The following is a 13,958-nucleotide window of genomic DNA, read 5'->3' on the forward strand; positions in this document are numbered from 1 at the left end:
TGAATAAGCTTTTTTGAGATTTGAGAAATTAGATTTGAGATTTGAGGCCAATTATAAATGTCTTAATTTCTCAGATCACTCCTCTCGTCTCTCACATCTAATAACAGAATGAGCATAAGAGAAGAATTAGAAAAACGTATTTTGGTCATCGATGGTGCGATGGGCACGATGATTCAACGTTATACGCTTACCGAAGAAGATTTTAGAGGGGAACGGTTTAAGGATCATCCTTGCGATGTGAAAGGCAATAATGATTTGCTGAACATCACCCGTCCGGATATTATCAAAGCCATACATCTCGAATATTTAGCCGCTGGCGCAGATATTATCGAAACCAATACCTTTAGTACGCAAAGAATCTCCATGGCGGATTACCAGATGGAAGATTTGTCGTATGAATTAAGTTATGAAGGTGCTAGAGTGGCAAAGGAAGCGGCAGATGAGTTTATGGCTGCTAATCCAGATCGTAAGTGTTTCGTTGCCGGTGCCATTGGCCCAACCAATAGAACGCTTTCCATGTCGCCCAATGTAAATGATCCGGGTTACCGGGCGGTTTACTTTGATGAATTGGAGACTGCTTATTACGAGCAGGTGCGCGGTTTGGTAGATGGGGGCTCAGATGTATTGCTGATTGAAACCATTTTCGATACGCTGAATGCCAAAGTGGCTATTGTAGCCATCAAAAAATATGAAGAAGTTATTGGCCGTAAATTGGAGATTATGATTTCCGGTACGATTACCGATGCTTCTGGTCGGACCCTATCCGGACAAACTGCCGAGGCTTTTTTAAACTCAGTGATGCACGCAAAACCTTTAAGTATAGGTTTCAACTGTGCGTTGGGTGCGAAAGAAATGCGTCCGCATATTGAAGAGTTAGCCGCAAAAGCGGGATGTTACGTTTCTGCCTATCCAAATGCAGGTTTGCCCAATGAATTTGGTGCTTATGATGAGCAACCGCATGAGACAGCACACTTAGTAGATGACTTTATCGCTTCTGGCTTTGTTAATATCGTAGGAGGTTGCTGTGGTACCACGCCCGAACATATCGGCTGTATCGCGGCGAATGCCAGAAAAGCATCACCAAGAAAAATTCCGGAAATTCAGCCGTTTATGCGGTTAAGTGGCCTGGAGCCCGTAACCATTACGCCTGAAAGTATTTTCGTAAACGTTGGGGAAAGAACCAATATTACCGGTTCGCCTAAATTTTCGAAGCTGATTTTAGGGGGTGATTACGAAGCTGCGCTCGCCGTGGCCTTGCAACAGGTTGAAGGTGGCGCACAGGTGATTGATGTGAACATGGACGAGGGAATGCTGGATTCGGAAGCAGCCATGACCAAATTTTTAAACCTGATCGCCTCCGAACCCGACATTGCAAAGTTGCCCATCATGGTCGATTCCTCTAAATGGTCGGTGATTGAAAATGGTTTGAAATGCCTGCAGGGAAAAGGAATTGTGAATTCAATCTCTTTAAAAGAAGGCGAGGATAAATTCCGCGAAAGTGCCCGTAAAATTATGCAATACGGTGCTGCTGTAGTGGTGATGGCTTTCGATGAACAAGGCCAGGCCGATAACTACGAGCGCAGAAAAGAGATTTGTAAAAGAAGTTATGATATTTTGGTGCATGAAATTGGATTTCCTGCGGAAGATATCATCTTCGATCCCAATATTTTAACCGTTGCCACCGGACTGGAAGAGCACAACAACTATGCTGTTGATTTTATCAATGCCACCCGTTGGATCAAAGAAAATCTCCCGCATGCTAAAGTGAGCGGCGGGGTTTCTAATATTTCATTCTCATTCAGGGGAAACAATACTGTTAGGGAAGCCATGCACTCGGCTTTTCTCTATCACGCCATTCAGGCAGGCCTGGATATGGGGATTGTAAATGCAGGGATGCTCGAAGTTTACCAGGAAATTCCACCTGAACTTCTGGAACGTGTAGAGGATGTATTGCTCAACCGGAGAGATGATGCCACCGAACGTTTGGTAGAATATGCCGATACCGTAAAATCAAAAGGTAAGGAAGTGGTTAAGGATGAGGAATGGAGAAAGGGCTCAGTGGAAGAAAGATTATCACATTCTTTAGTTAAAGGAATTGTAGAATACCTGGATGATGATGTAGAAGAGGCACGACAGAAATATGCCCGTCCGATTCAGGTGATTGAAGGGCCGCTGATGGACGGGATGAATATTGTTGGTGATTTATTCGGCGCCGGAAAAATGTTTTTGCCCCAGGTGGTGAAATCTGCTCGTGTAATGAAAAAGGCTGTGGCGTATTTATTGCCGTTCATTGAGCAGGAAAAACTGGATAATCCGGATCAGAATCAAAGTTCATCAGCCGGAAAAGTGCTGATGGCTACCGTAAAAGGTGATGTGCATGATATTGGTAAAAATATCGTAGGCGTAGTTTTAGCCTGTAATAACTTTGAAATTGTAGATATGGGCGTGATGGTTCCGGCACAGGAAATCATCAAAAAAGCCAAAGAAATCAATGCAGATATTATTGGACTAAGCGGATTGATTACGCCATCTTTAGACGAAATGGTTCACTTTGCCAAGGAGATGGAACGTGAAGGCTTTACCATTCCATTGATTATTGGTGGTGCAACTACATCCAGAATTCATGCTGCCGTTAAGGTGGCTCCAAATTATTCGGGGCCAGCCATTCATGTGCTTGATGCTTCCAGAAGTGTAACAGTTTGCAGTACCTTAATGAATCCGGAAACAAAGGATGATTATGTAGCAGGTATCAGGGCTGAGTATGATAAAGCCCGCGAAGCGCATTTAAACAAGCGTTCTGATAAGCGCTTTAAAACGCTTGAACAGGCACGGGAAAATAAATTTAAGATCGATTTTAAACCAGATCTTCCTGCACCGGAATTTACCGGAATCCGGGTATTTGATCATTATCCATTGGAAGAACTCGTTCCTTACATTGATTGGACACCGTTTTTCCACACATGGGAACTTCGCGGAAGCTATCCTAAAATCTTTGATGATAAAAACGTAGGTGACGAAGCCAAAAAACTTTTTGATGATGCACAAAAGTTATTGAAGCGGATTCTGGATGAAAAATTACTGACCGCCAGAGGGGTGATTGGTTTTTGGCCGGCAAATGCGGTTGGAGACGATATTGAGTTGAGAGTTGAGAGTATAGAGTTGGGAGACTCCAAACTCCAAACTCCAAACCCCAAACTGGTAACCATACACACCCTTCGCCAGCAGGCAGAAAAAGTTGACGGACAACCTTATTATGCCTTATCAGATTTTATTGCGCCGAAAGAAAGTGGTATTCAGGATTATTTTGGTGGCTTTGCAGTAACTACGGGTATTGGAATTGATGCACTGGTTGAAGAATTTGAATTAAACCATGATGATTACAACAGCATTATGGCAAAGGCCCTGGCTGATCGTTTGGCGGAAGCTTTTGCCGAACGCATGCATGAGCGGGTACGTAAAGAATATTGGGGTTATGCCAAAGATGAGAATCTTTCAAACGCTGAATTAATTAAAGAGGAATATGCCGGAATTCGTCCTGCACCTGGTTATCCGGCCTGTCCGGAACACACGGAAAAAGGTACTTTATTTGAATTGTTAGATGCTGAAAACCAGATAGGACTTCGTTTAACAGAAAGTTATGCCATGTATCCAACGGCGGCAGTGAGTGGGTTTTATTTCGCACATCCTGAATCCAGGTATTTTGGATTGGGCAAAATTACCAAAGACCAGATTGAAGATTATGCCCTCCGTAAAAATATGTCAATAGAAGAAGTAGAAAGATGGCTGAGTCCGAATTTGGCTTATTAAAGTTTTGGGTTATGAGTTGAAGGTTACCGCTTTGGATGTATAAAATGCGATAGGCTATAGCAAAGTTTGGATGGAAAAGAAAAGAAAATTATACTGATTTAGATGTTTGGAAACAGGCTAGAATCTTATCAAAGGAAATTTATTTGGCATCTTCTGATTTCCTAACAAAGAAAGATTTGGCCTGATGATCCCGATCAGAAGCTAGAGGTTCTGTTTACGAAGTCGAAACACAATTGTATTTTTTATGATTTGAATTTTATCACTGAACCGGATTTAAAGGCTTATACTCATTAAACCGGAAACGACACGAAAAACTATTAAACGGATTTATAAACTATTATCAAACGCTTGTTCAATTAGCCCTCCCCAGACTTTTAACCTGCAACCTTTAACCCAATGAAAATAACCAACCATATAAAAAATGCCAAGGGTAAAACCTTATTCTCTTTTGAACTATTGCCGCCAATTAAAGGCCAGAGTATCCAGTGGATTTACGATGCTATTGATCCTTTACTGGAATTTAATCCGCCCTTTATTGATGTAACTTCCCTGCGTGAAGATTATATTTATAAAGAACAGGATAACGGCTTGCTGCAAAAGGTATCTTACCGCAAGCGTCCGGGTACGATTGCCATTTGTGCCGCAATTATTCATAAATACAAAATTGATGCAGTACCCCACTTAATTTGTGGAGGGTTTACCAAGGAAGAAACCGAAAATGCATTGATCGATTTACAGTTTTTGGGAATAGACAATGTATTGGCCCTGCGTGGTGATGCCCGTGCTGCCGATCATTCTTTCATTCCTACAAAAGGTGGACATTGTTATGCGACAGACCTTATCCAACATATCAAAAACCACAATGAAGGTAAATTTTTACATGAAGATATTGAGACCTTCAAAAGTGATTTTTGCATTGGTGTTGCCGGTTACCCTGAAAAACACTTTGAAGCACCCAATTTAAATGCCGACTTTAAGTATCTGAAAAAAAAGGTAGATATGGGTGCAGAGTTCATTGTAACACAAATGTTTTTTGATAATCAGAAATATTTCGACTTCGTAAAGAAATGTAGAGAGAATGATATCAATGTGCCGATTATTCCAGGTTTGAAACCAATCAGCACCCTCACGCAATTAAATGTGTTGCCTAAAATTTTCCATATAGACCTGCCGGATGAATTAACTGATGCTTTATCTTATGCTAAAAGCAATGCTGAAGCAAAAGAAATCGGTACCGATGCAATGATTAAGCAATGCAAGGAGTTGATGGATTTTGGTGTGCCCGTACTGCACTTTTATACCATGGGCAGACCAGAACAAACGAAGCAAATAGCGAAAGCAATTTTCTAAAATACTTGAATTAAACTGTTTTTGATTACCCATAAGAATTACAAATGAACCACTTACATAAAGACTTAGCTCAACTTGATGAAATTCTTGCTCAGGTACAGCAGCAAAGTTCAGACTATTTAAATCATCTGCATAACAGACTGACAACTGGCAAAGTAAATCCTGATCAGGAAGTGGATTTACATGAAGACGGTTTGGGCACTTTGGGTGCGCTCCAATTTTTTAATGATAGATTTGAACCTGCAATGGTGGCGTCATCAGGACCCAGGTTTTGGGGCTTTGTAACTGGTGGAACTACTCCTGCTGCCATTGCCGGCGACTGGTTGGCTTCCGTTTATGATCAAAATACACAATCGGCAAAAGGGAATGGCGATATTTCTGCAGTAATAGAATTCGAAACCATCAGGCTTTTATTATCTCTTTTTAATTTGCCTGATGATTTTTTTGGCGGTTTTGTTACCGGTGCCACCATGTCAAACTTCACGTGTTTAGGGTGTGCCAGACAATGGATTGGAAAGCAAGCCGGAAAAGATTTTGCAAAAGATGGCGTGAGTGGTTTGATCAAAGTTTTATCGGCTACGCCGCATTCATCAGCAATGAAATCGCTTTCTATACTTGGAATAGGGAGCAATAATGTCGTTAAAGTTAAAGTGTTGCCCGGTAACCGGGAAGCATTGGATGTAGCCGATCTGGAAGATAAAATTGTGGCACTAAATGGTGAACCTTTTATCTTGATTTCCAGTGCAGGGACTGTTAATACCGTGGACTTCGATGATTTCATAACCATTCAAAAGTTGCATAAAAAATATAATTTCTGGTGGCATATCGATGCAGCCTTTGGTGGTTTTGCAGCTTGTTCACCAAAATATCAACACCTGGTAGCGGGTTGGAAGCAGGCAGACAGCATCACTATCGACTGCCATAAATGGCTAAATGTACCTTACGAAAGTGCAGTATTCTTTTTAAAGGAGAAGCATAAACGTCTACAGATGGAAACTTTCCAAAATGCAAATGCAGCGTACCTGGGTAATCCGCTAGAGAACTTTAATTACCTCAATTTCCTGCCGGAAAACTCCAGACGCTTAAAAGCATTACCCGCCTGGTTTAGTTTAATGAGTTATGGCAAGTCGGGCTATCAGGAAATTGTAGAAAACAATGTGGGTCATGCTTTACTATTTGCTGAGTTTATAGAAAGTAATGAGGCATTCGAAATGCTTGCACCTGTGCGATTGAATACCGTTTGCTTTTCATTAAAAGATAAAAATCACTTAGATGAATTTCTTCATCGGTTAAATGCTACCGGTAAAGTATTCATGACCTCAACCACGTATAATAGTGTAAAGGGTATTCGTGCAGCCTTTGTAAATTGGCGGACTTCGGCAGTTGATATTCAAATTGCTACCGATGAAATGAAAAGAATTCTGACAGAACTTTAACGCAATTAGATTGTTAGAGAGTTTGTACAACCTATATTTGTAACAATGAAATTCACTGGTTTGAAGTATATATTGATCATTTGTATTGCAGCCACTTTTTTTATAAAGGTGAGTAATGCCATGTCGTATATTAAATATTCGCCAACTGAACTGGAATATGCATCTACCAATGATGATGCGACTGAAAAAGAGGAAAAGAAAGTGGAAACTGAATATTTCACCAATCATTTCTTTTCTGTTACGGATGTGTGTACATGCTTTATCACTGAGAAAAAGTTGATCATTCCGGATCATACGTTTAAAAAAACCTATTTCCCTGAGGTAATAACACCTCCACCATTGGGGTAATTATTTTTTATTCCTGTTTTTAATTCGCATGGCTATTCGGCTATTGCGGCAGTTTATCTTTTAATCTAAATTTATAAATCATATGAAACGAGCAATTTCATTTACATTTGCGGCATTTTTAGTTGCCGCATCTCTACAGATTAGTGCACAGGAAGTCGCACAAAACAATGTGAAACCAGTTACCAATTCATTGGAAACGGTTTCTAAATTACAACCAGTTAGTTTTAATTATGATAAAGCATGGGCTGAAAAATTAAAAATTTCTCCTAAACAACAATATGGTTTTATCGGAACGGAAGCTAAATCGGCTGTACCCGAAATCGTAACGGTACAGGCTAAAGATTATGCAACAGGTAAAAACGCTTATCGGTCGGCTACGCTTACGAAGGTTGATTATGAAAGTTTAATCCCCCTACTGGTTGGTAGCATCAAAGAACAGCAGGAGCAGATTGAAGCATTAAAGCGTGAGATTCAGTCTTTGAAATCACATAGTGCCAAATGATACCGGAAAGGGCTGAATGTTGATTCAGCCCTTTTATTTCAGGTTAATGTTTTTGAATTTTTAATCAGGCATTTCTGATGCATTCAATAAATAATGTTTAAATCCTTCAAAATTCGCTCCTAACTGATCGGCCTGTTTTGGTCTGCCGGTTAAGGCTGTTACCTGTTCAGGGATTTCAATTTTGGCTGCCATATCCGCTGGAAAAATATCGGGAAATTTGCAGGCATGCGCCGTTGATAAAAATACAGCAGCGTTATCGTTTGCCGGGTTTTCTGCTCTGTACCGTTCAATGGCTAAGTAAGCGATTGCGGTATGCGGACAAGCCACATAATTAAATTGTTTATCAATGTTTTTAATCCCTGCAAGGGTTTCCTCATCATTAAAACGGTAAGCAGTCACTACCTTTTTCAAAGTGTCAATGTCATGGTCAAATAAATCCATGATGCGCACCCAGTTACTTGGTGCACCTACATCCATGGCATTAGAATAGGTTTGTGTGGATGGTTTCGTTTCGTAAAGGCCACTTTCCAGGAAACGGGGCACCGTATCATTGATATTTGTTGCAGCGATAAATTGTCTAACTGGTAAACCCATTTTATACGCAAGTAAGCCCGCACCAATGTTACCGAAATTTCCACTTGGAACCGAGAAAATAACATCCTGTAAACCTGCTCTTTTCAATTGTGCGTAAGTATTGAAATAATAAAAGGTTTGAGGAATCAATCTTGAAATATTGATGGAATTGGCTGATGTTAACCTGAATCTGGCATTTAATTCTTCATCGGCAAAAGCCTGTTTAACCAAAGCCTGACAATCATCAAATGTTCCCTTGATTTCAATTGCCCTGATGTTCCGGCCGTTGGTCGTCAGTTGTAATTCCTGGATCGGGCTTACCTTTCCCTCCGGATAAAGAATGGTTACCCTGGTATTGGGTACGCCTAAAAATCCGAGGGCAACAGCACCTCCCGTATCGCCTGAAGTGGCTACCAGAACATCCAGTAACTGCTCTCCGTCTTTAAGAAAATAAGCCATCACCCGACTCATGAAACGGGCACCAAAATCTTTAAATGCCAGCGAGGGTCCGTGGAAAAGTTCCAGTACAAATGTTTGATCATCTAGTTTTACAGCAGGCGCCTCAAAGTTAATGGCATCTTCAATCAAAGTCTTTAAATCATCTGCCGGAATTTCATCTTTAAGAAGTGTTGAAGCTACTTTATAAGCAATTTCCGGTAGAGAATACTTTTCAATGTTCTGGATGAAATCAGCGTCCAGTTCCGGAATTTCTACCGGCATATACAAGCCTTTATCCTGAGGCATGCTGTTAAAAACAGCTTCTTTAAAAGAAACGCGTAAATCTTTATTATTGGTTGAATATAGTTTCATTTGTAAAAGGTTGGAAAGTTGGGAGGTTGGAAAGTTGGGAGGTTGGGAGGTTTTGGGCGTTTAACCCGCAGCCTTTACGCCTTCTGCCTTCCAGCATTATTTACATTACTTTTGGTCCTTCGGCATTCACGGAAGAGACGTAGGCTTTGCTGTTTATGTTAATTTTATGCAGGTGTTGTTGCTGTGCTTTAGTGATTTTCTTTGCCGTTTCCTCATCTTTTGTTAGCGCAAAAACGGAAGGGCCGGAACCTGAGATACCGAACCCGATGGCGCCGTTTTCCATCGCAATAGCCCTCATTTCTTCGAAACCCGGGATTAGAATGGATCTCGTAGGTTCTACCAGCACATCTTTCATGCTGCGGCCGATTAAATCAAAATCATTCATAAATAATCCGCTAACCAAACCGGCAACATTTCCCCACTGGGTAACCGCATCTTTAAGCAAAACCTTGCTGCGAATCATTTGGCGGGCATCTTTAGTGGGTACATCCACCTCCGGATAAACAATTGCGGCATACATTCCGGCAGGGGTTGGTAATGAAATTACATCAAGTGGTTCGTAACTTCTTATTAGCACAAAACCACCTAAAATGGCCGGTGCTACATTATCAGCATGCCCATAACCGCAGGCCAGTTCTTCACCTTTCATCGCAAAAGGGACCAGTTCTTTTGGGGTTAATAAATCGCCCATTAACTTATTTATTGCAAATAAGCCGGCAACCGTACTGGCCGAACTTGAACCTAATCCACTGCCAATAGGCATTTTTTTATGCAGTTCAATTTCAACGCCAATATCCAAACGATTTACATGTTGCAGGTAATGTTGTACACTGGCACTTACCGTATTTTTTGCAGCATCAAGGGGCAAACGGCCACCATCGCCGGTAATGGTTTTGATGATTACGCCTGGGGTATCGGTTAAATGCATTTCCACTTCATCACCCGGCTGATTTACCGCAAAACCCAATACATCAAAACCGCAAACTACGTTGGCTACTGTAGCGGGAGCGAAAACTTTTATACTATTTTTCATTATTAATTGGCTTAGCTATTGTTAAGCGGTTATTTGGTTTATATGATATTTTAAATGCACAACATCATCTTCAATAAAATAAGAAAGTGTATGCAGCTCTCTTTTCCTTTTCCGGTGTCACCGTTATTATGAAGCTTTTCTTCCGGAATGTTTTTAATTACCCGGCTGATCTGATAATTTTGATAAAGCACCCATTCATCCTGGATATTATTCGATGCACTATCGATCAAATGACCCCGTAATTCTTTCTTAGACCATTTTGAGGGTTGAGGTTTATTGTTCCATGATTTTTCCGTCATGCTGTCAACATCAATTATTGCCTGATCAACCAAGTTTATGATTTCATTCTTATCTGCTAAAACCGGATTCATGGTACTAGTTGTTTAAAGTACCTACATTGATGATGTCGGCAAAAACTCCTGCGGCAGTAACTTCTGCACCAGCTCCAGGGCCTTTCACTACTAATGGACGGGATTTGTATCGGTCAGTGGTGAATGAGATGATATTGTCACTTCCTGAAAGCATATAGAAAGGGTGACTGTCATTTACCATTTGCAGACTGATTTCTACATGGCCATCTTCCAGTTTTCCGATGTAGCGCAGCACTTTCCCATCATTGGCCGCCTGGTTTTTCAAGTCCTCAAAATAAGCCGAATTCTTTTGCAATTCAGTGTAGAAATCTTCAACGGAAGTGGCATTTAAACAGGCTTCGGGCAGAATGTTATCAATTTTTACATCAGCAGCTTCCAATGGATAACCCGCATCACGGGCTAGGATTAACATTTTACGCATGAAATCTTTTCCATTCAAATCATCCCGTGGATCAGGCTCGGTATAGCCCAACTCCTGTGCTTCTTTTACGGTTTCGTAAAATCCCGCTTCACCTTTAAAGTTATTGAAAATGTAAGAGATAGTTCCGGATAAAATGGCTTCAATACGCGCCACTTTATCTCCACTCATCATCAATTCTTTTAGGGTACGGATGATTGGAAGACCTGCACCTACATTGGTTTCATAATAAAAATCTACGCCAAACTTACGGGCAGTATCTTTAAATGATTTGTATTGTGCGTAATCTGCCGAATTGCCTTTTTTGTTGCAGGTAACTACAGAAATACTGCTTTCAAAAACACCCTGGTAAAATTCGATAGGTTTTTCAGCGGCGGTATTGTCGACAAAAACGCAGTTTGGTAAATTCATGGCTTTCATTTTTGCTACAAACCCTGCCAAATCAGCCTGCTCGCCATTTTCATTCAAATCGTTTTCCCAATTCTCCAGTGATAAGCCATCTGCATTGAAAACCATTTTTCGGGTATTGCAGATGCCGGTTACTTTTACCTGCAAATCATTATTTTCAGCAAGGAAAGGCATTTGTTCTTTCAGCTGGTTAAATAAGGTTTTGCCGATGTTTCCTGTTCCCAGACAAAAGATATTTAGGGTTCTCTTTAAATCAGTAAAGAAGGCATCGTGAACAGCGTTTACAGCTTTTGATAAATCATTTTTGCTGATGATTACAGAGATATTATATTCTGAAGAGCCTTGTGCTATGGCCCTAACATTGATTCCGTTGCGGCCCAGTGCGCCAAACAAACGGCCACTCATGCCCGGCGTACGTTTCATGTTTTCGCCCACAATGGCCAAAACGGCCAGGTTGTTTTCCACTTCGGGTAAAGCCAGTTTATTGGCATCCAGCTCCAGTTCGAATTCTTTTTTGATTAAGGCAATGGCCTGACCGGCATCTGTGGGTTTCACGGCAAAAGTAATGCTGTGTTCTGACGATGATTGGGTAATGAGCACGACATTAATCTGCTCACGGGAGAGAAGCGAAAACAACCTTCCACTGAATCCGGCTTTGCCCACCATGCCACTACCGGTGAGGTTGATGATGCTGATGTGATCAATAGATGAAATCCCTTTGATAGGCAGGCTGGATGTTTTTACATCACTTTTAATATAGGTTCCGGCGAAGTCTGGTTCGAAGGTGTTTTTAATTACAATGGGGATTTTCTTCATGAAAGCCGGAATCATCGTTGGCGGATAAATTACCTTTGCCCCAAAATAGCTTAACTCCATCGCTTCTGTATAACTTAGTTCTGGTAGAGAAAATGCCTTTTTAACAATCCGTGGGTCAGCGGTCATCATGCCATTAACATCCGTCCAGATTTCGATTTCTTCAGCATTTAAAGCTGAACCCCATACTGCAGCAGTATAATCAGAACCGCCACGACCCAAGGTAGTTACCCTTCCGGCTGTATTACTGGCGATGAAACCGGTAACAAAAAGCACCTGGTCTTTATTGGCCTGGTAAAAATCATTAATTAATATTTCAGTTAATTCGGTATCTACCTTTGCCTGTCCGAAGTTGTTGTCGGTTTTAATTAATTCAGCTCCATTTACATAAAGTGCATGGCTTAAGGTCTGGGCGGCAATATGTGCGATCATAAAAGAAGAGCAACGTTCCCCATAACTTAAAATCTGATCTTTCGTTTGCGCACTTAATTCGCGAAGGTTGGTTACGGCCTGTAATAAATCTTCCAGTTCATTAAAGAAAATTTTCAGACGGGTGAACACCGGGTTTTGCGCCGCTGCGGGTAAAAGCGAACGAATCACTGCAAAATGTTTCGCTTCTATTTCTTTTAAAGAGGCATCATAATCTTCTCCGCATTCAGCCCGTTCTGCCATATCGGTAAGCAGGTTGGTTACACCACTCATGGCCGATAATACAACTATCGGATTGCTTTGTAATTTTTCTTTGGCTACGATATTAAGTAGCGTTTTAATGTTCTCGGCCGAACCTACGGATGTGCCGCCGAATTTGAGTACTTTCATTAGTTCTGGTTTTTAGCGAAACTGCCACTTTGCTTTTTAATTATGTTGGTTCAGTACAGTTTCAGTGGTTTGGGTAAAAAAAAAGCGCCCCGATTTGTGTCGGGACGCTTTCTGTGTTTTTATGTTAATTCAATTGACAACAAATTAGCCCCGCTGGTTTATCCCGGTGGTAATAATAATCGTTGTCATAATTGATGTTGTAAAATTCATGCCTTCTTCGTGTACTTTGTACACCGTAAAGTAGAAGAATATTTTTTTAAAATGCAAATATTTTTTGAATTTTATTTCTGAATTTTTAATAAAACGTTTAAGTAGATGAGATAAAGATATTTTTTGAACTGAAAACCGGGTGGGTTTTGAATGATGAATTTAAAATTTAATATCATAAATTCCTATGGAATCCTGATTGATTTGGCATCATTATTTAAAATAAATTTCATGAAACTCTTTTTTGCTGCTTTAATGTTGATTGTCTTTAGTGCTACTGCCTATTCACAAAATAATATTGAAATAAAATTAAAATGTGGAGAAACATCTCCAACGAGTCCGGCACCGCTTTGGATTATGGTATTTAAAAATAAAACTTTTATTATAAAAAATGAATATACAAAAGCGATCAATCCAAATACAATTGAGTCCGTAAATGTAACAAAAGATGCGGCTGCCGCTGCTATTTATGGAACCAGGGGAGCCCACGGTGTTATTACCATCATCATAAGGGATAAATTTAAAAAAAAGGAATTTAAAAGACTGAAACCATATCTTGAAAAACTATGATTACCTCACGCCAATATAAACCTCCACTTCTGAATCTTCGCCCTGCTGAGATTTTTCACCATAAACTTCAAAATCAGCATGATAGGTGCGGTATAAGGCAATATCATTGGCCCAGATTTCTTTCCAGGTTTCGACAACAGCATTCGGCATTTCCCCTTTGGCGATATACCTGAGCAGCTTTTCGTTTTTTATTTCCCGTCCTATTAAACCATCCGGGATCTCATCCAGAGAAGTAACACGGTGGCCAATAATGGTGGTGTAGCTTCCGGTATAATCACTTTCATAATCAGTATAAATGGCATAAACATCATCACTCTCTCTATTGGAGATTTGTTTGCTGATTTCCTCCTGATAGAACCTGCCCCAAAGCTGTCCTAAATCTGTAGCGGCCTGATTGTTTTGATTGGTTGTTTGAACCGATATCCCGATTATCTTGAAGTTTTCCATCATATAAATTTTAAGCTAAGGTATTGTTTGTTGAATAACTTTAAGC

At 40.5% G+C, this 13,958-nt stretch carries 11 protein-coding genes; 6 read left to right on the forward strand and 5 right to left on the reverse strand.

From position 1 onward, the window contains the following. Positions 1-108 precede the first annotated feature (108 nt). From metH to OQX64_RS19080, 5 genes are all read left to right on the forward strand, one after another. The gene (gene metH, locus OQX64_RS19060) at positions 109-3,807 is read left to right on the forward strand and encodes a methionine synthase (RefSeq protein WP_265819965.1); all 3,699 of its coding nucleotides are present in this window, start codon (positions 109-111) and stop codon (positions 3,805-3,807) included. A 396-nt stretch (positions 3,808-4,203) separates the two neighbouring features. Beyond that, positions 4,204-5,157 carry a methylenetetrahydrofolate reductase gene (locus OQX64_RS19065; RefSeq protein WP_265819966.1) on the forward strand — a complete coding sequence of 318 codons (954 nt, stop codon included), beginning with the start codon at positions 4,204-4,206 and terminating at the stop codon, positions 5,155-5,157. Positions 5,158-5,201: 44 nt separating this feature from the next. Continuing rightward, a complete protein-coding gene (locus OQX64_RS19070) occupies positions 5,202-6,593 on the forward strand; it encodes a pyridoxal phosphate-dependent decarboxylase family protein (protein WP_265819967.1) in 1,392 nt (463 codons plus the stop codon). A 45-nt stretch (positions 6,594-6,638) separates the two neighbouring features. Further along, positions 6,639-6,941, forward strand: a complete 303-nt coding sequence (locus tag OQX64_RS19075; protein ID WP_088299513.1) for a hypothetical protein — start codon at positions 6,639-6,641, stop codon at positions 6,939-6,941. 82 nt (positions 6,942-7,023) lie between these two features. Then, positions 7,024-7,443, forward strand: coding sequence for a tail fiber domain-containing protein (locus OQX64_RS19080; protein WP_088299512.1), 420 nt, complete (start codon positions 7,024-7,026; stop codon positions 7,441-7,443). A 60-nt stretch (positions 7,444-7,503) separates the two neighbouring features. Here the strand turns inward: OQX64_RS19080 and thrC are convergent, their stop codons facing one another. From thrC to thrA, 4 genes are all read right to left on the reverse strand, one after another. Further along, positions 7,504-8,826, reverse strand: coding sequence for a threonine synthase (thrC, locus tag OQX64_RS19085; RefSeq protein WP_265819968.1), 1,323 nt, complete (start codon positions 8,824-8,826; stop codon positions 7,504-7,506). A gap of 100 nt (positions 8,827-8,926) precedes the next feature. Further along, complete coding sequence (locus tag OQX64_RS19090; RefSeq protein WP_265819969.1) at positions 8,927-9,859, reverse strand: homoserine kinase; 933 nt, start codon at positions 9,857-9,859, stop codon at positions 8,927-8,929. Positions 9,860-9,909: 50 nt separating this feature from the next. After that, the gene (locus OQX64_RS19095) at positions 9,910-10,230 is read right to left on the reverse strand and encodes a hypothetical protein (RefSeq protein WP_265819970.1); all 321 of its coding nucleotides are present in this window, start codon (positions 10,228-10,230) and stop codon (positions 9,910-9,912) included. Between the two features lie 4 nt (positions 10,231-10,234). Next, entirely contained in the window at positions 10,235-12,688 is a 2,454-nt protein-coding gene (gene thrA / locus OQX64_RS19100) for a bifunctional aspartate kinase/homoserine dehydrogenase I (RefSeq protein WP_265819971.1), read from the reverse strand. Between the two features lie 438 nt (positions 12,689-13,126). Here thrA and OQX64_RS22405 point away from each other — a divergent pair, with 438 nt between their 5' ends. Beyond that, positions 13,127-13,465, forward strand: coding sequence for a hypothetical protein (locus OQX64_RS22405; RefSeq protein ID WP_322974977.1), 339 nt, complete (start codon positions 13,127-13,129; stop codon positions 13,463-13,465). Here the strand turns inward: OQX64_RS22405 and OQX64_RS19110 are convergent, their stop codons facing one another. Next, positions 13,466-13,915, reverse strand: a complete 450-nt coding sequence (locus OQX64_RS19110) for a GyrI-like domain-containing protein (protein WP_265819972.1) — start codon at positions 13,913-13,915, stop codon at positions 13,466-13,468. Between the last annotated feature and the right edge of the window lie 43 nt (positions 13,916-13,958).

The organism is Pedobacter sp. GR22-10, from assembly GCF_026239715.1.
In the GTDB taxonomy this organism is placed as follows: domain Bacteria; phylum Bacteroidota; class Bacteroidia; order Sphingobacteriales; family Sphingobacteriaceae; genus Pedobacter.

What these genes read in the sequence shown, in the direction of transcription:
- metH (WP_265819965.1), top strand. Translation starts at nt 109, where the DNA reads ATGAGCATAAGAGAAGAATTAGAAAAACGTATTTTGGTCATCGATGGT.
- OQX64_RS19065 (WP_265819966.1), top strand. Translation starts at nt 4,204, where the DNA reads ATGAAAATAACCAACCATATAAAAAATGCCAAGGGTAAAACCTTATTC.
- OQX64_RS19070 (WP_265819967.1), top strand. Translation starts at nt 5,202, where the DNA reads ATGAACCACTTACATAAAGACTTAGCTCAACTTGATGAAATTCTTGCT.
- OQX64_RS19075 (WP_088299513.1), top strand. Translation starts at nt 6,639, where the DNA reads ATGAAATTCACTGGTTTGAAGTATATATTGATCATTTGTATTGCAGCC.
- OQX64_RS19080 (WP_088299512.1), top strand. Translation starts at nt 7,024, where the DNA reads ATGAAACGAGCAATTTCATTTACATTTGCGGCATTTTTAGTTGCCGCA.
- thrC (WP_265819968.1), bottom strand. Translation starts at nt 8,826, where the DNA reads ATGAAACTATATTCAACCAATAATAAAGATTTACGCGTTTCTTTTAAA.
- OQX64_RS19090 (WP_265819969.1), bottom strand. Translation starts at nt 9,859, where the DNA reads ATGAAAAATAGTATAAAAGTTTTCGCTCCCGCTACAGTAGCCAACGTA.
- OQX64_RS19095 (WP_265819970.1), bottom strand. Translation starts at nt 10,230, where the DNA reads ATGAATCCGGTTTTAGCAGATAAGAATGAAATCATAAACTTGGTTGAT.
- thrA (WP_265819971.1), bottom strand. Translation starts at nt 12,688, where the DNA reads ATGAAAGTACTCAAATTCGGCGGCACATCCGTAGGTTCGGCCGAGAAC.
- OQX64_RS22405 (WP_322974977.1), top strand. Translation starts at nt 13,127, where the DNA reads ATGAAACTCTTTTTTGCTGCTTTAATGTTGATTGTCTTTAGTGCTACT.
- OQX64_RS19110 (WP_265819972.1), bottom strand. Translation starts at nt 13,915, where the DNA reads ATGATGGAAAACTTCAAGATAATCGGGATATCGGTTCAAACAACCAAT.